This is a genomic window from Serratia sp. CY40230 (assembly GCF_052168835.1).
GTDB classification, from domain to species: Bacteria; Pseudomonadota; Gammaproteobacteria; order Enterobacterales; family Enterobacteriaceae; genus Serratia; species Serratia nematodiphila.
On record NZ_JBJNLX010000001.1, the window covers coordinates 284,427 to 306,018 of the forward strand.

At 60.3% G+C, this 21,592-nt stretch carries 22 protein-coding genes, 1 pseudogene and 1 other annotated feature; of the genes and pseudogenes, 13 read left to right on the forward strand and 10 right to left on the reverse strand.

Annotated features, from left to right (window positions below; genetic code table 11):
- Positions 1 to 324: 324 nt before the first annotated feature.
- Together ACJ8IJ_RS01275 and cobO are read left to right on the forward strand one after the other, a co-directional pair.
- Positions 325 to 1,086, forward strand: coding sequence for a YciK family oxidoreductase (locus ACJ8IJ_RS01275; RefSeq protein ID WP_004930705.1), 762 nt, complete (start codon positions 325 to 327; stop codon positions 1,084 to 1,086).
- A gap of 13 nt (positions 1,087 to 1,099) precedes the next feature.
- Complete coding sequence (cobO, locus tag ACJ8IJ_RS01280) at positions 1,100 to 1,690, forward strand: cob(I)yrinic acid a,c-diamide adenosyltransferase (protein ID WP_280631533.1); 591 nt, start codon at positions 1,100 to 1,102, stop codon at positions 1,688 to 1,690.
- Between the two features lie 39 nt (positions 1,691 to 1,729).
- Here the strand turns inward: cobO and rluB are convergent, their stop codons facing one another.
- The 5 genes from rluB to rnm form a co-directional block, all read right to left on the reverse strand.
- The gene (gene rluB, locus ACJ8IJ_RS01285; RefSeq protein ID WP_015378049.1) at positions 1,730 to 2,626 is read right to left on the reverse strand and encodes a 23S rRNA pseudouridine(2605) synthase RluB; all 897 of its coding nucleotides are present in this window, start codon (positions 2,624 to 2,626) and stop codon (positions 1,730 to 1,732) included.
- A 161-nt stretch (positions 2,627 to 2,787) separates the two neighbouring features.
- On the reverse strand, positions 2,788 to 3,585 hold the full coding sequence (locus ACJ8IJ_RS01290) for an alpha/beta fold hydrolase (protein ID WP_442518196.1): 798 nt from the start codon (positions 3,583 to 3,585) through the stop codon (positions 2,788 to 2,790).
- A gap of 149 nt (positions 3,586 to 3,734) precedes the next feature.
- On the reverse strand, positions 3,735 to 4,094 hold the full coding sequence (locus ACJ8IJ_RS01295) for a Rap1a/Tai family immunity protein (RefSeq protein WP_004932057.1): 360 nt from the start codon (positions 4,092 to 4,094) through the stop codon (positions 3,735 to 3,737).
- A 115-nt stretch (positions 4,095 to 4,209) separates the two neighbouring features.
- A complete protein-coding gene (locus ACJ8IJ_RS01300; protein WP_004932058.1) occupies positions 4,210 to 4,830 on the reverse strand; it encodes an L-threonylcarbamoyladenylate synthase in 621 nt (206 codons plus the stop codon).
- A 47-nt stretch (positions 4,831 to 4,877) separates the two neighbouring features.
- Complete coding sequence (rnm, locus tag ACJ8IJ_RS01305) at positions 4,878 to 5,759, reverse strand: RNase RNM (RefSeq protein ID WP_442518197.1); 882 nt, start codon at positions 5,757 to 5,759, stop codon at positions 4,878 to 4,880.
- A 239-nt stretch (positions 5,760 to 5,998) separates the two neighbouring features.
- Positions 5,999 to 6,102: a sequence feature (Trp leader region), on the forward strand.
- 24 nt (positions 6,103 to 6,126) lie between these two features.
- Between rnm and ACJ8IJ_RS01310 the strand changes: the two genes are divergently transcribed.
- From ACJ8IJ_RS01310 to ACJ8IJ_RS01335, 6 genes and pseudogenes are all read left to right on the forward strand, one after another.
- Positions 6,127 to 7,689, forward strand: a complete 1,563-nt coding sequence (locus tag ACJ8IJ_RS01310; protein WP_442518198.1) for an anthranilate synthase component 1 — start codon at positions 6,127 to 6,129, stop codon at positions 7,687 to 7,689.
- Positions 7,689 to 9,285 (forward strand): annotated as a pseudogene (gene trpD / locus ACJ8IJ_RS01315) (bifunctional anthranilate synthase glutamate amidotransferase component TrpG/anthranilate phosphoribosyltransferase TrpD). The gene ACJ8IJ_RS01310 and the pseudogene trpD overlap by 1 nt, the downstream one beginning before the upstream one ends.
- A 3-nt stretch (positions 9,286 to 9,288) precedes the next feature.
- Positions 9,289 to 10,650: a bifunctional indole-3-glycerol-phosphate synthase TrpC/phosphoribosylanthranilate isomerase TrpF gene (gene trpCF / locus ACJ8IJ_RS01320; RefSeq protein WP_322192969.1), complete on the forward strand. Its 1,362-nt coding sequence runs from the start codon at positions 9,289 to 9,291 to the stop codon at positions 10,648 to 10,650.
- Between the two features lie 41 nt (positions 10,651 to 10,691).
- Positions 10,692 to 11,882 (forward strand): tryptophan synthase subunit beta, encoded by a 1,191-nt coding sequence (gene trpB / locus ACJ8IJ_RS01325; RefSeq protein ID WP_016927517.1) that lies wholly within the window; start codon positions 10,692 to 10,694, stop codon positions 11,880 to 11,882.
- Positions 11,882 to 12,688 (forward strand): tryptophan synthase subunit alpha, encoded by an 807-nt coding sequence (gene trpA / locus ACJ8IJ_RS01330; protein WP_021503826.1) that lies wholly within the window; start codon positions 11,882 to 11,884, stop codon positions 12,686 to 12,688. The genes trpB and trpA overlap by 1 nt, the downstream gene beginning before the upstream one ends.
- Before the next feature lie 216 nt (positions 12,689 to 12,904).
- Entirely contained in the window at positions 12,905 to 13,219 is a 315-nt protein-coding gene (locus ACJ8IJ_RS01335) for a BON domain-containing protein (protein ID WP_004932073.1), read from the forward strand.
- A 44-nt stretch (positions 13,220 to 13,263) separates the two neighbouring features.
- Here the strand turns inward: ACJ8IJ_RS01335 and ompW are convergent, their stop codons facing one another.
- On the reverse strand, positions 13,264 to 13,896 hold the full coding sequence (ompW, locus tag ACJ8IJ_RS01340) for an outer membrane protein OmpW (RefSeq protein WP_004932076.1): 633 nt from the start codon (positions 13,894 to 13,896) through the stop codon (positions 13,264 to 13,266).
- A 286-nt stretch (positions 13,897 to 14,182) separates the two neighbouring features.
- Between ompW and ACJ8IJ_RS01345 the strand changes: the two genes are divergently transcribed.
- Positions 14,183 to 14,623 (forward strand): YkgJ family cysteine cluster protein, encoded by a 441-nt coding sequence (locus ACJ8IJ_RS01345; RefSeq protein WP_031299680.1) that lies wholly within the window; start codon positions 14,183 to 14,185, stop codon positions 14,621 to 14,623.
- Between the two features lie 34 nt (positions 14,624 to 14,657).
- Entirely contained in the window at positions 14,658 to 15,410 is a 753-nt protein-coding gene (locus ACJ8IJ_RS01350; protein ID WP_004932079.1) for a YciC family protein, read from the forward strand.
- Positions 15,411 to 15,462: 52 nt separating this feature from the next.
- On the opposite strand, the gene ACJ8IJ_RS01355 is transcribed toward ACJ8IJ_RS01350, so the two are convergent.
- Positions 15,463 to 17,166 (reverse strand): SulP family inorganic anion transporter, encoded by a 1,704-nt coding sequence (locus tag ACJ8IJ_RS01355; RefSeq protein ID WP_049187837.1) that lies wholly within the window; start codon positions 17,164 to 17,166, stop codon positions 15,463 to 15,465.
- A 221-nt stretch (positions 17,167 to 17,387) separates the two neighbouring features.
- On the opposite strand from ACJ8IJ_RS01355, the gene ACJ8IJ_RS01360 reads away from it, so the two are divergent.
- The gene (locus ACJ8IJ_RS01360; RefSeq protein WP_004932082.1) at positions 17,388 to 17,927 is read left to right on the forward strand and encodes a septation protein A; all 540 of its coding nucleotides are present in this window, start codon (positions 17,388 to 17,390) and stop codon (positions 17,925 to 17,927) included.
- Between the two features lie 76 nt (positions 17,928 to 18,003).
- Complete coding sequence (gene yciA, locus ACJ8IJ_RS01365; protein ID WP_004932085.1) at positions 18,004 to 18,432, forward strand: acyl-CoA thioester hydrolase YciA; 429 nt, start codon at positions 18,004 to 18,006, stop codon at positions 18,430 to 18,432.
- A 73-nt stretch (positions 18,433 to 18,505) separates the two neighbouring features.
- Here the strand turns inward: yciA and tonB are convergent, their stop codons facing one another.
- Positions 18,506 to 19,255, reverse strand: coding sequence for a TonB system transport protein TonB (gene tonB, locus ACJ8IJ_RS01370; protein WP_440484244.1), 750 nt, complete (start codon positions 19,253 to 19,255; stop codon positions 18,506 to 18,508).
- A 236-nt stretch (positions 19,256 to 19,491) separates the two neighbouring features.
- Positions 19,492 to 20,145: an epoxyqueuosine reductase QueH gene (locus tag ACJ8IJ_RS01375; RefSeq protein WP_442518199.1), complete on the reverse strand. Its 654-nt coding sequence runs from the start codon at positions 20,143 to 20,145 to the stop codon at positions 19,492 to 19,494.
- A 175-nt stretch (positions 20,146 to 20,320) separates the two neighbouring features.
- Between ACJ8IJ_RS01375 and ACJ8IJ_RS01380 the strand changes: the two genes are divergently transcribed.
- Complete coding sequence (locus tag ACJ8IJ_RS01380) at positions 20,321 to 20,617, forward strand: YciI family protein (protein ID WP_004932096.1); 297 nt, start codon at positions 20,321 to 20,323, stop codon at positions 20,615 to 20,617.
- Between the two features lie 100 nt (positions 20,618 to 20,717).
- Here ACJ8IJ_RS01380 and ACJ8IJ_RS01385 read toward each other — a convergent pair whose 3' ends face one another.
- Complete coding sequence (locus ACJ8IJ_RS01385; protein ID WP_172574760.1) at positions 20,718 to 21,572, reverse strand: LysR substrate-binding domain-containing protein; 855 nt, start codon at positions 21,570 to 21,572, stop codon at positions 20,718 to 20,720.
- Between the last annotated feature and the right edge of the window lie 20 nt (positions 21,573 to 21,592).

Below are 21,592 nucleotides of genomic sequence, written 5' to 3' on the forward strand. Positions count from 1 at the left end.
TATTTCCATTTTAGCCAACCGCAGCGGCTGCTGTCGCGGCTAAATGAAAATTCATTGCGCACAGAGCATCACTATGGGGACGATTTACGGCCGAACCAAGCCGCCACCGCCGCGCTTTTGTTACAAAAGAATGCCATTTCAGCCTGCTACGCATTGAAAATGCCCGCGGATTAAGGCATATAACACCCATTATTCATCAATATGATGAGACGGATTCGCTGCGCGGCCCGCAGACGGTCGAGCCTTCGCTCCCGCCCCGGCCGCGCGTTTCACCCTTGCTCCCCGATATCTGCGGGAGAACAGCCACCCAGGCGAGGATTTATCGTGCATTACCAACCCAAACAAGATCTGCTCGAACAACGTATCATTTTGGTCACCGGCGCCGGCGACGGCATCGGCCGTGAAGCGGCGCTGACCTACGCGCGCTTCGGCGCCCAGTTGGTGCTGCTGGGGCGCACCGAGAGCAAACTGCTGGCGGTACAACAAGAGATCGCAGCCCAGGGCGGTGCCCCGGCCCTTGTGGTCACGCTCGACTTGCTGCACGCCACTCAGGAGCAATGCCGGCAGATAGCCGACGATCTGGCGCGCCAGATCCCCCGCCTTGACGGCGTGCTGCACAACGCCGGCCTGCTCGGCGACATCGCGCCGATGGCCGACCTGTCGATGACCATGTGGCAAGAAGTGATGCAGGTTAACGTCAACGCCACCTTTATGCTGACTCAGGCGCTGCTGCCGCTGCTGCTGAAATCCCACGCCGGGTCGCTGGTGTTCACCAGCTCCAGCGTCGGGCGGACCGGCCGCGCAGACTGGGGTGCCTATGCGGTGTCGAAGTTCGCCACCGAGGGCATGATGCAGGTGTTGGCCGACGAGTACAAAAACCGCAATCTGCGGGTGAACTGCATCAATCCGGGCGGCACTCGCACCAAAATGCGCGCATCTGCCTTCCCGCACGAAGACAAGAACAAGCTGAAAACCCCGGCCGATATCATGCCGCTGTATCTGTATTTGATGGGCGAAGACAGCCGCCGCAAAACCGGCATGAGCTTCGACGCGCAGCCGAACCGCAAACCCGGCGCAGCCGAATAATCAGGAGCGTTTCATGGCGGAAGATCGTCATCAACAGCGCCAGCAGCGCCTGAAAGAACAGGTCGATGCGCGCATCGCCGCGGCGCAGGACACCCGCGGCTTGCTGCTGGTGTTTACCGGCAACGGCAAAGGCAAGACCACCGCCGCCTTCGGCACCGTCACCCGCGCGGTCGGCCACGGCATGCGCGCCGGGGTGATCCAGTTCATCAAGGGCGAATGGCCCAATGGCGAAAAGAATCTGCTGCAGCAACACGGCGTTGAATTTCAGGTGATGGCCACCGGTTTCACCTGGGAAACGCAGAACAAGGCCGGCGACACCGTCGCCTGCCAGGCGGTGTGGCAGCACGGCAAACGCATGCTGGCCGACAGCAGCCTGGATCTGGTGCTGCTGGACGAAGTGACCTACATGCTGACCTACGGCTATCTGGAACTGGAAGAGCTGAAGGAAGCGCTCCTGCAACGCCCTGCGCATCAAACGGTGATCCTGACCGGGCGCGGCTGCCATCGCGATCTGTTGGAACTGGCGGATACGGTCACGGAGATGCGGCCGGTGAAACACGCGTTCGACGCGGGCGTGAAGGCGCAACAAGGGATCGATTGGTAACAAAACGTTCTGGCCCCGAACGGGGCCAGAACGGCGGGATTAGCTGCGTTTGCTTGGCTTGCCTGGTTTGCTGCCTGGCGCACTGCGGCGGCCGCTGCCGGCCACCTGCGAGTGGCGCTTGACCGCCCGGCGGATCTGGTTGGCCTTCACGCGGCGGCGCTCACGCTCCACCGGCATTTTGCTGACCGTTTCCGGTTTCAACTCCACCAGCTCGCGCAGGTAGTTGATCGCCGGCAGATCCAGTTCGGCCCAACCGCCGCGCGGCAGGCCTTTCGGCAGATCGATGTCGCCGTAACGCACGCGGATCAGTCGGCTCACCTGCACGCCCACCGCTTCCCACAGGCGACGCACTTCACGGTTGCGGCCTTCGGTCAGGGTCACGTTGTACCACTGATTGAGGCCTTCACCGCCCTGGAAGCTGATGGTACGGAAGGCGGCCGGGCCGTCTTCCAATTGCACGCCTTTGCTCAGTTGCTTCACTTTCGCATCGTCGACCTGGCCGAACACGCGCACCGCGTATTCGCGCTCCACTTCACGGCTCGGGTGCATCAGACGGTTGGCCAGTTCACCATCGGTAGTGAACAGCAGCAGACCAGAGGTGTTGACGTCCAGGCGCCCTACCGCCACCCAGCGCGAACCACGCAGCTTCGGCAGGCGATCGAACACCGTCGGGCGGCCTTCAGGATCGCTGCGGGTACACAGCTCGCCTTCCGGTTTGTAGTAAGCCAGTACCCGGCAAACCACCTCTTCGGACTCTTTGATCGACAGGACATGACCGTCCAGACGAATTTTCATCGCCGGGGTCACTTCAACGCGATCGCCCAGCTTGGCGACCTTGCCGTCGACGCTGACGCGCCCGGCTTCAATCATGGTTTCGATTTCACGACGCGAGCCATGCCCGGCGCGCGCTAAAACTTTCTGTAACTTTTCGCTCATTGAGCAACCTCTAATGTCGCCTTCACAGGCGTCGGGGGGATACCGCCGCGGCCAACCGCCGCCACGGTCATAATACGTTTATCAGGATCGAACCGCGTATTATACAGGCTTTCTAAGGTGTTGAAACCCACTTTATCGGCGGTGGCCCCCACAGGCGGCGTTCACGGCGCCAAAAAATCCTCCACCGCCCACAGCACCGCGTCAGGCCGTTCCAGAATACCGAGGTGAGTGCGGGCCTCCCCTAGACGCACCACGGAGAAGAACGGCTGCTCGGCGGCAAATGCCTGCTGTTGCCGCAGGTAGTCGTCGCGGCGATCCAACGAGTAGATGTGCCGGCACGGCGGCGGCGCGCTCATGCCCGCCAGGCGTTGCAGCGGCGAGCCGAATTGCCGGTAGGCCTCTTCGATGGCCACCCCGGCGGCACGCCAAAGCCGGTAATCCTCCTGCGCCATCTCGACCTCCAGATGGCGTTTGACCCGATCGTGGCGGATGCCGCCCTGCCAAAAGTCGAACAAGGCGTCGCGTGCCGCCAGCCACTGCTGCGGCTGCTGCATGCGGCTCACCGCCGTAAAGAACGCCGGCTCCGGCTGCGTCATGATCCAGTCGAGAAACACCATGCCCCGTACCCGTTGCGGCAACGCTTCGGCCAACGCTACCGCCAGCCAGCTGGCGTGCGCCACCGACAGAGTGACCGCGTTATCCAAACGCAGCGCCGTCAGAAATTGGCGCACATCCTCCAGCAAGTCGTCCGCCGTCAGCGACATCTCCGTGGCTTTTGACGACAGGCCATGGCCGCGCCAGTCGATGCTGATCACCCGATAGCGTTCGGCCGCCAGAGCGATGAACGGCTCAAACACGGTTTTCGGTTCGCACCAGCCGGGCAGCAACACCAACGTGAGCGGCCCTGAGCCGACATCCTGATAGTCGAGTATCATGTTGGCACTGTGAAATGCGGTCATATTACCTCCTGCGCGTCTCTCCCCGACCCGTTCGGGGAATACCGACGGGGATAAGGTGACAGCGCAGCAGGTATTGATCTATTGAAGTTCGTGCGGAAAGCCCCCTGGGCGCACCTTATGAAAAAATGCGCACTAATTGGAATGGGAACTTAATGGCGCACGCAGGGATAGGCGGCGCTTAACGCCAGCATGATCACCGAGGGTGCGGAATAATGCAGTTGCTCAGGATGCTCGTTCAAATACTGCATCACCGCGTCGGCGGCTACGCCGATGCTCATCCCGGCTTCCGGGCAGATATTGCGATTGCCCTGCATGGAATAAGTATCGAATACGCCGGCGACGTATCCCATGAACATGCCGCCATTCAGCGCTTCGGCCACGGTGGCTTCACCGCTTTTATTTTTTACGTAACCGCTGGACTCCGCCAGCAGACCACTGCCCGAATAAAACCCCGCATTTGCCATTGAGGAAAATAATAAGGCCGCTAAAAAAGAAACCTGTTTAATCATTGCTGCGCATCCTGCCCATTATCAATTCTGAAGTCTTCAAGAATAGCGGCTTTCACGCGAAATAGCGTCGCTTCAGCCGACTTTCAGACAATGGGCAAGGTGGCAACAATTGACATCAACGGAAAGGCGCCGCGTCGCCCGCCCCCTCACGCACCACTTCCGGCGAGGATTCGGTCAGATCGATCACCGTGGTCGGCTGTTGGCCGAGGAAGCCGCCGTGGATCACCAGATCGACCACCTTGCCCAAATGATCGTTGATCTCTTCCGGATCGGACTCGGCAAAATCATTGCCCGGCAGCATCAGGGTGGTGGACATCATCGGTTCGTTCAGCGCCTCCAGCAGCGCCAATGCGATCGGGTTCGACGGCACGCGCAGGCCGATGGTTTTGCGCTTTTCATTCATCAGGCGGCGCGGCACTTCTTTGGTCGCTTTCAGAATGAAGGTGTAGTTGCCCGGCGTATTGTTTTTAATCAGGCGGAACGCCGTATTATCGACGTGCGCATAAGTCGACAACTCGGACAGATCGCGGCACATCAGGGTGAAATTGTGGTTGCCGTCCAACTGACGGATGCGGCAAATGCGTTCCATCGCCGCCTTTTCTTCCAGCATGCAACCCAGCGCATAGCCGGAATCGGTGGGATAAACGATCACCCCGCCCTTGCGCAGCACCTCAACCGCCTGGTTAATCAAACGCGGCTGTGGGTTGTCCGGGTGAATATAAAAAAGCTGACTCATGACTTGCTCCTAAAATGATGCCCGCGCGCGTTGCCACGCGCGAAAAATCAGACCGCCTCGCCAGGCTGCGGCCAATCGCGCCACACCGGCTCGACCCCGCCCGGCAGCCACAGTTTGCGGCCCAGTTCGATCCACGAACAAGGCTGATGAAAATCAGATCCTTGCGAGGCCAACAGGCGGTAGTCCTGGGCGTATTTCGCCAACTGCGAGCGCTCATGCGGCGCCTGCTGACACTGCGCCACTTCCATGGCGTCGCCGCCGTGTTCGGCGAAATGCGCCAGCAAACGTTTCAACCACTTCGCGGTCAGATCGTAACGGCCGGGATGCGCTATCACCGCCTGGCCGCCCGATTGATGAATCGCATCAATGGCTTGTTCTATTGTACACCACTGCGGCGGCACGTAGCCGGTTTTGCCTTTGGCCAGATATTTCTTGAACACCTGCGCAATGTTGTCCGCCACGCCAATCTCCACCAGGTAACGGGCGAAATGGCCGCGGGTCACCGCACCGGCCCCCGCCAACCGCTGGGCGCCGGCATAGGCGTCGGGAATGCGCGCTTTACCCAGACGCGCGCCGATCTCCTGTGCCCGCCGGTTGCGACGTTCGGTTTGTTCCGCCAATAGCGCCACCAGCGCCGGGTGCGCGACGTCCATGCCCAACCCAACGATATGAATTTCATGGTTTTCCCACAGCGTCGAGATTTCCACCCCGTTGACCAGCCGCAGCGGCAACGCCTGCTCCGCAATGGCGGCGGCGGCCTCGGCCAGCCCGGCGGTGGTATCGTGATCGGTGATAGCCAGCACGCCCACGCGCATCTCTACCGCCCGCAGCACCAGCTGCGTCGGCGTCAGGTAGCCATCGGAGGCGGTCGTGTGGCTGTGGAGATCGTACAGAGTAAAAGCGGTGGATGGGGGGTTACTGTCTGTCAAAACGGCTATCCGGCAATGGCTTGGCTTTCTATCATACCCGCGATCGGCGGCCGGACGGAAATCTATTCTGCGCCAGGCAGACGATGAATAGAATTCACGCTGATCGCTAAAACATTGTGCAAAAAGAGGGTTGACTTTGCCTTCGCGAACCAGTTAACTAGTACACAAGTTCACGGCAACAGCCGTGTCGGATGAGAGTTAACAAAGAGAGTCTGCAAATGAACACATACATTTCTCTTCACGGTTGGTGGCGTACCTCCCTCTTGCGGGCGGTGTAATCGCGCATAGCTGTCATCTGACAATGCAGATTTCCTGAGCCCGCACCTGATGCGGGCTTTTTTATGGACAGAATTCACTGGAACCACCGATGATGAACACCAAACCACAATTGACACTACTGAAGGCGCAAGCCAGCTACCGGGGCGATCCCACCACCCTTTTCCACCAGCTGTGCGGCACCCGTCCGGCCACCCTGCTGCTGGAGTCGGCGGAAATCAACAGCAAACAGAATCTGCAGAGCCTGCTGGTGATCGACAGCGCGCTGCGCATTACCGCACTGGGCCACACCGTCAGCGTGCAGGCGCTGACCGCCAACGGCGCGGCGCTGCTGCCGCTGCTGGACGAAGCGCTGCCGCCCGAGGTGCGCAATCAGGCACGCCCTAACGGCCGCGAACTGACCTTCCCGGCGATCGACGCGGTGCAGGACGAAGACGCCCGCCTGCGTTCACTGTCGGTGTTCGACGCGCTGCGCACGCTGCTGACGCTGGTCGACTCTCCGGCGGACGAGCGCGAAGCCGTGATGCTGGGCGGCCTGTTCGCCTATGATTTGGTCGCCGGTTTTGAAAACCTGCCGGCGCTGCGCCAGGATCAACGCTGCCCGGACTTCTGCTTCTATCTGGCGGAAACCCTGCTGGTGCTCGATCACCAACGCGGCTCGGCCCGTCTGCAGGCCAGCGTCTTCAGTGAGCAGGCGAGTGAAGCGCAGCGTTTGCAGCATCGCCTGGAACAGCTGCAGGCTGAGTTGCAACAACCCCCGCAGCCAATCCCGCACCAAAAGCTGGAAAACATGCAGCTGAGCTGTAACCAGAGTGACGAAGAGTACGGCGCGGTGGTCAGCGAGCTGCAGGAAGCGATCCGCCAGGGCGAAATCTTCCAGGTGGTGCCGTCGCGCCGCTTCACCCTGCCGTGCCCGGCGCCGCTGGCGGCCTACCAAACCTTAAAAGACAACAACCCCAGCCCGTACATGTTCTTCATGCAGGATGATGACTTCACCCTGTTCGGCGCTTCGCCGGAGAGCGCGTTGAAATACGACGCGGGCAATCGCCAAATCGAAATCTACCCGATCGCCGGCACCCGCCCGCGCGGCCGCCGTGCCGATGGGTCGCTGGATTTGGATCTCGACAGCCGCATCGAGCTGGAAATGCGCACCGACCACAAAGAGCTGGCCGAGCACCTGATGTTGGTCGATCTGGCGCGCAACGATCTGGCGCGCATCTGCCAGGCCGGCAGCCGCTACGTGGCCGACCTGACCAAAGTAGACCGCTATTCGTTCGTCATGCATCTGGTTTCCCGGGTGGTGGGCACCCTGCGCGCCGATCTCGACGTGCTGCACGCCTACCAGGCCTGCATGAACATGGGCACCCTCAGCGGCGCGCCGAAAGTGCGGGCGATGCAGCTGATCGCCGCCTCCGAAGGCACGCGCCGCGGCAGCTACGGCGGCGCAGTGGGCTACTTCACCGCCACCGGCGATCTGGATACCTGCATCGTCATTCGCTCCGCCTACGTTGAAGACGGCATCGCCACCGTGCAGGCCGGCGCCGGCGTGGTGCTGGACTCCATCCCGCAGGCGGAAGCCGACGAGACCCGTAATAAAGCCCGTGCCGTGCTGCGCGCCATCGCCACTGCGCACCATGCCAAGGAGGTGTTCTGATGGCCGATATCCTGCTGCTCGACAACGTCGACTCCTTTACCTACAACCTGGTCGATCAGCTGCGCGCCAGCGGCCACCAGGTGGTGATTTACCGTAATCAGATCGCCGCCGAGGTGATCATCGAGCGTCTGCAACAGATGGAACAGCCGGTGCTGATGCTGTCGCCCGGCCCTGGCGCCCCTTCCGAAGCGGGCTGTATGCCGGAACTGCTGCAGCGTCTGCGCGGCCAACTGCCGATCATCGGCATCTGCCTCGGCCACCAGGCGATCGTCGAAGCCTATGGCGGCCAGGTCGGCCAGGCGGGCGAGATCCTGCACGGCAAAGCCTCGGCGATCGCTCACGATGGCGAAGGCATGTTCGCCGGCATGGCCAATCCGCTGCCGGTGGCGCGCTACCACTCGCTGGTCGGCAGCAATATCCCGGCCGATCTCACCGTCAACGCCCGTTTCGGCGAAATGGTGATGGCGGTGCGCGACGACCGCCGCCGCGTGTGCGGCTTCCAGTTCCACCCGGAATCGATTCTGACCACCCACGGCGCGCGCCTGCTTGAGCAGACCCTGGCCTGGGCGCTGGCGAAGTAATATAAGGAACACGACGATGCAACCTATTCTTGAGAAACTGTACCGCGCCGAGTCGATGAGCCAGCAGGAAAGCCAACAGCTGTTCAGCGCCATCGTGCGCGGCGAGCTGGAGCCGAGCCAACTGGCGGCGGCGTTGATCAGCATGAAAGTCCGCGGCGAGCGCCCGGAAGAGATCGCCGGCGCCGCCAAAGCGCTGCTGGACGACGCTCAGCCGTTCCCGCGCCCTGACTATCTGTTCGCCGATATCGTTGGCACCGGCGGCGACGGCACCAACAGCATCAATATTTCCACCGCCAGCGCCTTCGTGGCGGCGGCGTGCGGCGCGAAGATCGCCAAACACGGCAACCGCAGCGTCTCCAGCCGTTCCGGCTCTTCGGATCTGCTGGCGGCGTTCGGCATCCGCCTGGATCTGCCGGCGGAAGAAGCGCGCAAGGCGCTGGACGATCTCGGCGTGTGCTTCCTGTTCGCGCCGCAGTACCACACCGGTTTTCGTCACGCCATGCCGGTGCGCCAGCAGCTGAAAACCCGCACGCTGTTCAACGTGCTGGGCCCGCTGATCAACCCGGCGCGCCCGCCGCTGGCGCTGATCGGCGTTTACAGCCCGGAACTGGTGCTGCCGATTGCCGAAACCCTGCGCGTGCTGGGTTATCAGCGTGCGGCGGTGGTTCACGGCGGCGGCATGGACGAGGTGGCGATCCACGCCCCGACGCACGTGGCGGAATTGAACAACGGCGAAATCAGCAGCTACCAGCTCACGCCGCAGTCCTTCGGATTGGAAACCTATCCGCTGGAAGCCTTGCTGGGCGGCACGCCGGAAGAAAACCGTGACATTTTGGCGCGGCTGTTACAAGGTAAAGGCGAGCCGGCGCACGCCGCGGCGGTCGCGGCCAACGTCGCGTTGCTTCTGAAGTTATTCGGACATGAAGACCTGCGCCAAAATGCGCGGCAGGCACTGGATATGATCAACAGCGGGCAGGCTTATGAGCGTGTCATCGCACTGGCGGCAAGAGGATAAATGATGCAGGAAACCGTGCTACACAAGATTGTCCGCGACAAAGCGCAATGGATCGCGGCGCGACAACAGCAACAGCCCCTGGCCGGCTTTCAGAACGACATCGTGCCGAGTGAACGCAGTTTCTATCACGCGCTGCAGGGCACCCGGACGGCTTTCATTCTCGAATGCAAGAAGGCCTCGCCTTCCAAAGGGCTGATTCGCGAGAACTTTGATCCGGTGGAGATCGCCACGGTGTATAAAGATTTCGCCTCGGCGATCTCGGTGCTGACCGACGAGAAATACTTCCAGGGCAGCTTCGATTTCCTGCCGCTGGTCAGTAAAGCCGTCAGCCAACCGGTGTTGTGCAAAGACTTTATCATCGATCCGTATCAGATTTACCTGGCGCGCTACTATCAGGCCGATGCCGTCCTGCTGATGCTGTCGGTGTTGACCGACGACCAGTATCGCCAACTGGCGGCGGTAGCCCACAGCCTGAATATGGGCGTGCTGACCGAAGTGATCAGTGAAGAAGAACTGCAGCGCGCGATCGCGCTGGAAGCGCGCGTGGTCGGCATCAACAACCGCGATCTGCGCGATCTGAGCATCGATCTGAACCGCACCCGCCAGCTGGCGCCGCGCGTGCCGCATGGCGTGACGGTGATCAGCGAGTCAGGCATCAACAACTATGGGCAGATCCGCGAGCTGAGCCATTACGCCAACGGCTTCCTGATCGGCAGCGCGCTGATGTCGGAACCCGATCTGCGCGCCGCCGTGCGCCGCGTGATCCTCGGCGACAACAAAGTGTGCGGCCTGACCCGTCCGCAGGACGCCGCCGCCGCCTATCAGGCCGGCGCCATCTACGGCGGGCTAATCTTCGTCGGCCGTTCACCGCGCTATGTGGACATCACCCGCGCCCGCGAAGTGATCTCCGGCGCGCCGCTGAAGTATGTCGGCGTGTTCTGCGACGCCCAGCTCGATACCGTGGCGTTGACCGTTGAGCGCCTCGGGCTGCACGCGGTGCAACTGCACGGCGCGGAAGACCAGGCCTATATCAGCGCCCTGCGCGCCCGTTTGCCGGCCGATTGCCGCATCTGGAAAGCGCTGAGCGTGAAAGATCGGGTGCCGGCGCGCGATCTGCAGCATGTCGATCGCTACCTGCTCGACAACGGCGCCGGCGGCACCGGCCAACGCTTCGACTGGTCGGTATTGCAAGGCGAAGATCTGACTAACGTGATGCTGGCGGGCGGCCTGCGCGCCGACAACTGCGTCGAAGCGGCCAAGCTCGGCTGCGCCGGGCTGGACTTCAACTCCGGTGTGGAAAGCGAACCGGGCATCAAAGATCCCGCGCGCCTGGCCTCGGTCTTCCAGACCCTGCGCGCCTACTGAATACGGCTCTATATTAATAACGGATAATAACGGGAACTCTCATGACGCTGCTTAACCCCTACTTCGGCGAATTTGGTGGCCAATACGTGCCGCAAATTCTGATGCCGGCCCTGAAACAACTGGAAGAAGCCTTTGTCAGCGCCCAGCGCGATCCGGCGTTTCAGGCGGAATTTATCGATCTGCTGAAGAACTACGCGGGCCGCCCGACGGCGCTGACGCTGTGCAAAAACCTCACCGCCGGCAGCAACACCAAGCTTTATCTGAAGCGTGAAGACCTGCTGCACGGCGGCGCACACAAGACCAACCAGGTGCTGGGTCAGGCCTTGTTGGCCAAGCGCATGGGCAAAACCGAGATCATCGCGGAAACCGGCGCCGGCCAGCACGGCGTCGCGTCGGCGCTGGCCTGCGCGCTGCTCGGCCTGAAATGCCGCATCTATATGGGCGCCAAAGACGTTGAGCGCCAGTCGCCGAACGTCTTCCGCATGCGGCTGATGGGCGCGGAAGTGATCCCGGTGCACAGCGGCTCCGCTACGCTGAAAGACGCCTGCAACGAAGCGCTGCGCGACTGGTCCGGCAGCTATGAAACCGCCCACTATATGCTCGGCACCGCCGCAGGCCCGCACCCGTACCCCACCATCGTGCGTGAATTCCAGCGCATGATCGGCGAAGAAACCAAAGCGCAGGTGCTGGAGCGCGAAGGCCGCCTGCCGGATGCCGTCATCGCCTGCGTCGGCGGCGGCTCCAACGCCATCGGCATGTTCGCCGATTTTATCGATGATGCCGACGTTGGGCTTATCGGCGTGGAACCCGCCGGCCTGGGCATCGAGACCGGCCAGCACGGCGCGCCGCTCAAGCACGGCCACGTCGGCATCTACTTCGGCATGAAAGCGCCGATGATGCAGACCGCCGAAGGCCAGATTGAAGAATCCTATTCGATCTCCGCCGGGTTGGACTTCCCGTCCGTCGGGCCGCAGCACGCCTTCCTGAACAGTATCGGCCGCGCCGAATACGTGTCGATCACCGACGACGAAGCGCTGGAAGCGTTCAAGGCGCTGTCGCGCCATGAAGGCATCATCCCGGCGCTGGAATCCTCTCACGCCCTGGCGCACGCGCTGAAAATGATCCGTGAAACGCCGCAGAAAGAACAGATCCTGGTGGTCAACCTGTCCGGCCGCGGCGACAAAGACATATTTACCGTTCACGACATTTTGAAAGCACGGGGAGAAATCTGATGGAACGTTATCAGCAACTGTTCAAACGCCTGGAAAGCAACAAGGAAGGCGCCTTCGTCCCGTTCGTGACGCTGGGCGATCCTAATCCGACGCTGTCGCTGCAGATTATCGACACCCTGATCGAAGCCGGCGCGGACGCGCTGGAGCTGGGCATCCCCTTCTCCGATCCGCTGGCGGATGGCCCAACCATCCAGAGCGCGACGCTGCGCGCTTTCGCCGCCGGCGTCACGCCAACCCAGTGCTTCGAGATGCTGGCGGCCATCCGCCAGAAGCACCCGACCATTCCCATCGGCCTGCTGATGTACGCTAATCTGGTGTTCCATAAAGGCATCGATGGGTTTTACCAACGCTGCGCCGAAGTGGGCGTGGATTCGGTGCTGGTCGCCGACGTGCCGTTTGAAGAATCTGCGCCGTTCCGCGCCGCCGCCGCTCGTCACGGTATCGCACCAATCTTCATCTGCCCGCCGAACGCCGATGACGATCTGCTGCGCGAAATCGCTTCGCACGGCCGCGGCTATACCTACCTGCTGTCGCGCGCCGGCGTCACCGGCACCGAAAGCCGGGCGCAGCTGCCGCTGCATCACCTGGTGAACAAGCTGCGCGAGTATCACGCCGCGCCGCCGCTGCAGGGCTTCGGCATCTCCGAGCCCGAGCAGGTGAAGGCCGCGCTGCAGGCCGGGGCCGCCGGCGCGATCTCCGGCTCGGCCATCGTCAAAATCATCGAACAGCACCATGCCAACCCGACGGAGATGCTGACCAGGCTGGCGGCCTTCGTCAGCAATATGAAGCGCGCCACCCGGGCGTGATCCTCTCCAGCGAGCGCCCCGCCGGCGCTCGCTTTAACAGCTTGTTTCCCCTCAAAGTTTGTTCCATTTATTTACAGCAAAAATTTGAACAAACGCAGGTCTTGTCTCACAATGAACTTTGTTCGCTATGCATTTCTTCGTTTGATTTGGGGAATGCGCTCGCTGCGGCGAAAAACCGTACGAGTTTCAACCATAACATTGCATGGAGAGTAATTTATGAAGCTTTTTAAAACCCTTTCGGCCTTGTGCATGGCAGCCGTTGTGGCGGTCGCGGTGAGCGCTTGCGCGCCGACGGCGAAATCTGAGGGAACGGGCGGTTATATCGATGACACGGTGATCACCACCAAAGTGAAATCGGCACTGCTGGCGGATAAAAACATCAAGTCACGTGAGATCAGCGTGGAAACCTTTAAAGGGCGCGTTCAGCTGAGCGGTTTCGTGACGTCCAGCGATGACGCCAATCGTGCGGTGCAGGTCACTCGCGGCGTTGCCGGCGTGAAATCCGTTGAAAACGTGATGCAACTTAAATAATACCGACACAGGGAGGCGCAACGCCTCCCTGTTTGTGGCCTTCATCAGAAGCGGTAACCCGCCCCGAACATGAACACCCACGGATCCAGACGCGTATCGAAGCTGTGGTGCCCACCGTTCGCATCGTTGAAGCGAGTTTTGGTTTCGATGTTCATCCACCACACCGACATGTTCAGCATCCAGTGCTCATCCAGGTTGTAATCCAGGCCGGCCTGCGCCGCCACGCCCCAGGAATCTTTCAGATCGAGGTTGCTCAACCCGGCGCTTTTGCCGTAGTCGTTGAACTTCTCGTCAAAGAAAGTGGTGTAGTTAACGCCGACGCCCAGGTAAGGACGCAGCTTATCCTGCTTGTCGCCGAAATAGTATTGCGCCATCAGCGTAGGCGGCAGTTGGTGAACGGTCGCCAAATCAGTGCCGCCCAGCGTAACCTTGTGGCGGAATGGCGTTGCGGCCAACAACTCAACGCCGATGTTGTCCGTCACCATGTAACCGAAGGTCAGACCGAGCTGGGTGTTGTTTTTCGCATCCAGCGAACCCAACCCCAGCACGTTGTCCGAACCTGCATTTGGACGCACCGTCGCGGTGCCCGCGCGGAACAGGAAATCACCGGCCTGATGCGCACTTGCCAACATAGGCGCCATCATCGTCGCCAATACCATCAGAGTTGTCTTTTTCATTATCCATTCCATTTGTGTGGTTAATCGCTCGAGGGGGAATATACCTACTTTCGGGTATTTGTGATCCCATCGAGATCACATCTTATGTGTAAAAATTTAAAATCCTACTAAAAACAAGGTTACCTAACCGTCTAATAAATCAAGGATTGATCTGCATCAAAAAATCGATTTTGTTGCAAATTATCTGCATGTTCAAATTTCTGTTGCGGAGAAAAATGCGGCTGAGGTAATTTCATTTTCCGTGTTGGTTTTGGTTGGTGCCGTGAGGAGTCGGTGGGCAATCAAGATGAGCGAAATCCTTAATCCCTGTGTCAGCTGCGGCGCATGCTGCGGTTATTTTCGAGTGTCATTCTATTGGGCCGAAGCCGAAGACGGCGGCGGCACCGTTCCCCTTTCCTTAACAGAGCCTTTGACCCCGTTCCTGCGCTGCATGCAGGGGACCAACAGCAAGTCCCCCCGCTGCAGCGCGCTGGACGGTGAAATAGGTAAAGCCGTTTCCTGCTCGATCTACCTGAATCGGCCCAGCCCGTGCAGGGAGTTCGATCAGTCCGGTGAAAACGGCCTGCGCAACGAAGCCTGCGATCGCGCCCGGGAACGCTACGGCCTGCCGCCGTTGCCGGTGCCCTTGCCGCTTTCGCTGCCTGAGACGACGATCGTTGAAGAAATAGGCGTAGTGCAATTCGCGGGGTGCCACAGCGGCGTGGAACAGGGTACAATCACCCACTGATTTATCTCTGTTTTCCCGACGCCAAGGAGTCTGCATGCCTATCACGGCCAACGCTTTGTACCGTGACAGTTTTAACTTTTTACGCAACCAACTGGCCAGCATCCTGATGCTGGCGCTGTTGACGGCGTTTATCTCCGTGCTGCTGAATCAGGCCTTCAGCCCTGATGCCGAACAGTTGGCGACGCTCGCTGCCACCACCAGCGATTTCGCCTCGTCTACCGGCATGGGCATTCAGGAAGTGATCCAGCAGATGACGCCGGAACAGCAGATGGTGTTGCTGAAAGTGTCGGCGGCCGCCACCTTCTCTGCGCTGGTCGGCAACGTGCTGCTGGTCGGCGGGATGCTGACGCTGATCCGTCTGGTGTCGCAAGGGCAACGCACCAGCGCCCTGCGCGCGCTTGGCGCCTCGGCGCCCGACTTGCCGCGCCTGCTGCTGCTGCTGTTTATCTGCACCCTGCTGATCCAGCTCGGCCTGACGCTGTTTGTGGTGCCGGGCGTGCTGATGGCTATCGCCTTCGCGCTGGCGCCGGTGATCGCCTCCGTCGATAAAAAAGGCGTGTTCGCTTCGCTCAAGCTGAGCAGCAAATTGGCCTTCGCCAATGCGCGCGTGATTGTGCCGGCGATGATGCTGTGGCTGGCGGCCAAGCTGCTGGTGCTGTTCCTGGTGAGCCATCTGTCGGTGCTGACGCCGAACGTCGCCAGCGTGGTGCTGACCGCGTTGAGCAACCTGGTCTCCGCCCTGCTGCTGATCTACCTGTTCCGGCTGTATATGCTGCTGCGCGGCTAACGCCGGCGTAAGCAAAAACCAAGGGGCACGCTTCGGCGCGCCCCTTTTTTGTTTACTCCACCACGGCGGCTTCCGCCTGCTCTTTACTCTGAATCAGCTTCAGCGCCAGGTACAGATCCGGCACCAAAATCAACTCTTTATCGCGTCCTAAGCGGTTGATGCGGAACCAACGCGTCAGTTCGGTGCGACGCCCCGCCAGCACCAGCCTTACGTTACGCTGTAACAGATCGCGTTTCAGTTCATCGATGGCCGCCAGCACGCTGATATCGGCATGGGTAAAACTGGCCACCGCATCCACCACCACCCAACGCGGCTGGAACGGCGTGCCGTCGACCAAATTGAGGATACGGCGTTTGAAATACGCCACGTTGAAATAGGTCAGCGGCGAATTGAAGCGATACATCATGACGCCAGGTACCGCCTTCACCCCATTGTTATTGCCCATGGAATGGATCATACCTTCATCGTTGACGCCCAGCAGTTGTTCCGTCGGCCGGAAGACGGTGCGCAGAAACTGCATCAGCCCCAGCAACACCGCCAGCCCGATGCCGCTGATCACGCCCACCAGCAGCACGCTGAGGAAGGTAAACAGCGCCAGGCGAAACGCCTGTGCGTTGCGACGGCGCAAGATCCAGATGCCGCGGATGTCCAGCAGCGACCAGGCCGCATACATCAGCACCACACCCAATCCCGCCACAGGAATAAACTGCAGCGGCGCCATCAGGAACAGCAAGACAAAGGCGATGACAGCGGCGGCGATGATCGACACCAACTGGCTCTTGCCGCCGTTGGCGTCATTCACCGCGGTGCGAGAATCTGCGCCGCTGATGGCGAAACCTTGCGACAGCGCAGAGACGATATTCACCAGTCCCAGCGCGCGAAACTCAGCGTCGGCGTTCACCTCATAACCGTTTTTGGCGGCGAAGCTGCGGGCGGTGAGCATCATGCTGACAAAACTCACGACCGCCAGGTTAAGCGCCGGGATCACCATATCGCGCAGCAAACCGGGCTGGAAGTCCGGCCACTGGACGATCGGCAGCACGCCACTGAAACCGCCCACCGTCACCACGCCATGCTGCTGCAGGCCGCCCGCCCAGGTCACGAACGCCGCCAGCACGATAGCAAACAGCGGCGCCGGCCAATTAGGCCGCCATTTTTTAAATCCAAGCAGCGTCACCAGCGTCAGCAACGACACCGCCATCGTCAGCCAGTCGCTGTGCAGCAGGTTACCGGGCAGCGCGTAGATGCGCTCGATCAACTGTGCCGGGCGCATCGTAAACCCCAACACCTTGCCGATCTGATCGACGATAATGGTGATCGCCACCCCGTTCAGCAGCCCGCTGAGGATCGGCCGCGACAGCAGATCCGCCAGCGCCCCCAGCTTGAACCGGCTGGCCAGCAGGCACCAACCGCCCATCATGGCGGTCATCATGATGGTCAATTGCCAATGGCGTTCCATATTGCCCGCCGCCAGCGGCGTCACCACCGCGGCGATCACCGCACAGGTGGCGGCATCGGGCCCGACGATCAGCTGGCGTGACGAGCCGAACAGCGCATAGGCCACCATCGGCAAGACGCAGGAATAGAGCCCCACCACCGGGCTGACCCCGGCCAACTCTGCGTAGGCGATAGCCACCGGCAACGCCACGGCGGCGACGGAAAGACCGGCGCGAATATCCGGCTTGAGCCAGCTGCGTTGATAGCCCAATAAATGCGTCAAACCAGGCGTCAGGGCCTGGAGAGATTTCCACTGCATGCTGTTTTCCGCGGTAAATTATCTGGTTATTATGATGCTTACTATGCGGCCTGCGGCCCGCGCTGGCAATGCGCCCGCGCTTTCTTGCGTAAGTTTATGCAAATTCCTGCTTTCGCGGCAGAAATCCGCCGGCCAAACGCCGATAATCGGCAACGCCCGGCGGTACACAGAGCTCGCCGAATCCGGTATAGTCGGCCGATGAACAGATGATGGATTGATTTATGAAGCAGTTTCTTGATTTCCTCCCGCTAATTGTCTTTTTCGCTTTTTACAAGCTGTACGACATTTACGTCGCTTCCGGCGCGTTGATTGTCGCCACCGCGCTGGCGCTGGTGTTCACCTGGGTGAAATACCGCAAGGTCGAGAAGATGACGCTGATCACCTTCCTGATGGTGCTGGTGTTCGGCACCCTGACGCTGGTGTTCCACAACGATTTGTTCATCAAATGGAAGGTCACGGTGATTTACGCGCTGTTCGCGCTGGCGCTGCTGATCAGCCAATGGGTGCTCAAAAAACCGCTGGTTCAGCGCATGCTGGGTAAAGAGCTGACGCTGCCGGACAAAGTGTGGAGCAACCTTAACCTGGCCTGGGCGGTCTTCTTCCTGGCCTGCGGCCTGGCGAATATCTATGTCGCCTTCTGGCTGCCGCAAAGCGTCTGGGTCAATTTCAAAGTCTTTGGCCTGACGGTGCTGACATTGGTCTTCACCCTCCTCAGCGGTATCTATATTTACCGGCACATGCCGGAAGAACAGAAAAAATAGTTACAAAATTGTTAATGCCTGCGGCACTTGCCGCGGGCAGTATGATGTTATTCCCTCCTTTTAAAAGCAGACTGCTATGACACAACAACGACCTTTACCCAGCGGCGAGCTGGTGCTGCGCACGCTGGCGATGCCGGCCGATACCAATGCCAACGGTGATATCTTCGGCGGCTGGCTGATGTCGCAAATGGACATCGGCGGCGCCATCCAGGCAAAAGAGATCGCCGAAGGGCGCGTAGTTACGGTACGCGTAGACGGCATGACCTTCCTGAAACCGGTGGCGGTAGGCGACGTGGTTTGCTGCTATGCGCACTGCATCCGCACCGGACGCAGCTCGATCACCATCAATATCGAAGTGTGGGTCAAAAAAGTCTCTTCCGCCCCGATCGGCCAGCGCTACCGGGCGACCGAAGCGGTGTTCACCTATGTAGCGGTCGATGCGGAAGGCAACTCGCGCGCGCTGCCTGAGGGCAAAATGAATTTCCGCGTCGGCTTCGAAGAATAAACTGACGCTACACTGCAAATGCAAATGCAAAAAGGGTCGCCGAGGCGACCCTTTCTTTTTGGTATGACCGAACTCAGTTCAATTCGGTGGTGCCGTTCAGCTTGAAGCGGATAGTGACGGTGCGATCTTTGGCTTCTTTGGCTTCATAGCGCCATTTGCGCATCGCCTGCTTCACTTCACGCTCAAACATGTTGCGCGGTTCGGCCGACAAGATACGCACGTTGCTGACGCGCCCGTCGCTGTCGATATCAAACTGCACCCGCACGCTGCCTTCGATCTGTAAAGCCTGGGCCCGCGGCGGATAGAGCGGATTGGCGCGGCTGATCGGCCTTGGCCCAACCTCGCGCGAGTTGCCCTGCACCGGCGCGGCAGGCGCCTGTTTCACCGGCGCTTTGTCGATCGGCTTGGCCGGCGAGTCGTTGTTGAACGGCGACGGTTCGCGCGGCTCGACCTTTTTCGGCTCCGGTTTCACCTGTTTTTCGACCTTCGGCTTCGGCTTGGGTTTCGGTTTCGGCTTGACCGGCTCCGGCTTCACAATCGCCTTCGGCGGCGGCTCCACAATAGGTTCCGGTTCTGGCTCCGGCTCAGGTTCGACCTGCGGCGGCTCCGGTTCGGCCGGTGCCGGCGGCGGCGGCGGCGGTTCGGCCATCGCGGCGGTATTGACCATCATGACGCTGATCGGCGCGTCCTCTGGCTTCGGCAGCTCCACCACTTCTTTTACCGAAGCGTAAAGCAAACCCGCCACCAGGGCGCTGTGCAGGCCTACGGACAAGACGAAAGGCACGGATATACGGCGATTAAGGAACATCTTTTTTAGCGGCATAATGATTCTGTTTCCTCTGGTTCGCCAAGTTTAAATGCAAATAGCAATCATATTCAATAACGAAAGGCAAACTATCGCTTTAATCGTCAGGATGCGCCGTTAAAACCAGCAAACTCATAAGGATATTAACCTGGCCGTTGCTTTTTTACCGCCGGGGCGACACGCTTTATTAACGTTTGGCCAGGCGTCAAAAAGTAAAAAACCCGCCGGAGCGGGTTAATTGTGGTGAGTCAGCGTTATTCTTCATCGCCATAGTAAAGCACGCCCAGCTTGATCAGCGGCCGCCCTTGCGCCTTACGGTGCAGGTTGGTGTCGCGCAGCGAATAGACGCAGCCGCAGTATTCCTGCTGATAGAAGCGTTCGCGCTTGCTGATCTCTATCATGCGCGACGAACCGCCCTTCTTGCGCCAGTTGTAATCCCAGTACACCAGATCGGGGTACTTTTCCGCCGCGCGGATGCCGCAGTCGGTGATCTGCTGCATGTTCTTCCAGCGCGAGATGCCCAGCGAGCTGGAGATAGTGTCGTAACCATGCTCATGCGCATACAGCGCCGTGCGCTCGAAACGCATATCAAAACACATGGTGCAACGAATGCCGCGCTCCGGCTCATTCTCCATCCCCTTGGCGCGGGCGAACCAGTTGTCGGTGTCGTAATCGACATCGATAATCGGCACCCCGTGCTGCTCAGCGAAACGGATATTCTCTTCTTTACGCAGCAGATACTCTTTTTGCGGGTGAATGTTGGGGTTATAGAAGAAAATGGCATACTCGATCCCGGACGCCTGAATCGCTTCCATCACCTCGCCGGAACAGGGCGCGCAGCACGAATGCAGCAGCAGTTTGTTTTTGCCCGCCGGCAAATCGAGTTTTTCCCTTACCAGTTCCGTCATATCCTCACCTCAATGGCATATCAGTTTAAGCGCGCCGCACTATACGAATAAAAAGTAGCGGCTTCAAGGCATAAGCGCCAATCCGCCGGGAAATTCGCCCTATGCCGTTCCCCTGCCGCGCCTTTTGCGCTACCTTGGTAGCACCGTTTTATAGCCATGATTTTAAAGGTGAAACATGCTTTATCTGATCTACGCGCAAGACGTCCCCAATTCGCTGGAAAACCGTCTGGCGGTGCGCCCGGCACACCTGGCGCGCCTGCAGGCGCTGCGCGACGCCGGCCGTCTGGTGGTCGCCGGCCCTAACCCGGCCATCGACAGCAACGATCCCGGCGCCGCCGGCTTTACCGGTTCGACGGTGATCGCCGAATTCGCCTCGTTGGCGGAAGCCCAGGCCTGGGCGCAGCAGGATCCCTATATCGCCGCCGGCGTCTACGCCGACGTGACGGTGAAACCGTTCAAACAGGTGTTCTGATATCCAGACCGCCCAATACCGGGAACGCCCCGCGATACAGCGTTCCCGGATCCAGCCACCTCTCTCCGTCACCTTCGTGCTCGATTCGTCTTGCCGATATTCATGTTCCCCACCGTAAATACTCACCGATGACGCTTTCCAGCATCGCCACCGCCGGTTGGCTGGCGGCCGTGGCAGAACGGAGCAGTTGCACTTCATGTGGTGTGACCGACGGCAATTCGTCGAGTATCCGCATCGCCGCCGAAATCCGTGCGCGATCGAGCAGCGTGACGGCCAATCCTGCCTCAACGGCAGCCGCCACCACGCTGGCCGAAGGGCTGCTCACAACCACACGCCAATGCCTTCCCGCCCTGGTCAATGCATCGATCATAGCCTCACGATAAGGGCAATCGGCGGCATGCAACGCCAGCGGCAGTGGCCGGTTAGCCTGCAGCGCCAGCGAACGGCCTCCGGCCCACACCGGCGCAGTCACCGCGAGCGGTGTCTGGCACGGTTTCCCCGAGGGTTGAACCACCAGCGCGAGATGCAGCCGATTACGGCCAACTTGTTCCGCCAGCGCCTGACTGGCAGCGGTAGAGACCTCCAGTTCCACCGCGGGAAAACTGTCGGCAAACCGCGGCAAAATATGGCGTATCACATGGGAAGCGTACTCATCAGGCAACCCCAATTTGATATGGCCGCTTAGCGGCGCGCCCTGCAGTTCCCGCAGAATATCGTCATGGGCGCTCAGCAGCCCGAGCGTCGAAGCCAGCAGCTTGTGGCCCAGCGGCGTCAACGCCACGGACTGATTGTCACGCTCCAGCAAGCGGCCGCCCGCCACCTGTTCCAGGCGCCGGATATGCACGCTCACGGCGGCGGGGCTGCGATTGACAAATGCCGCCGCCGCGCGAAATTGCCCCAAACGCGCAATAGCGTGAAAAGTGCGCAAGAGATCGATATCCAATGTCGGCCGCATGATTTAACCCCATTAAACAA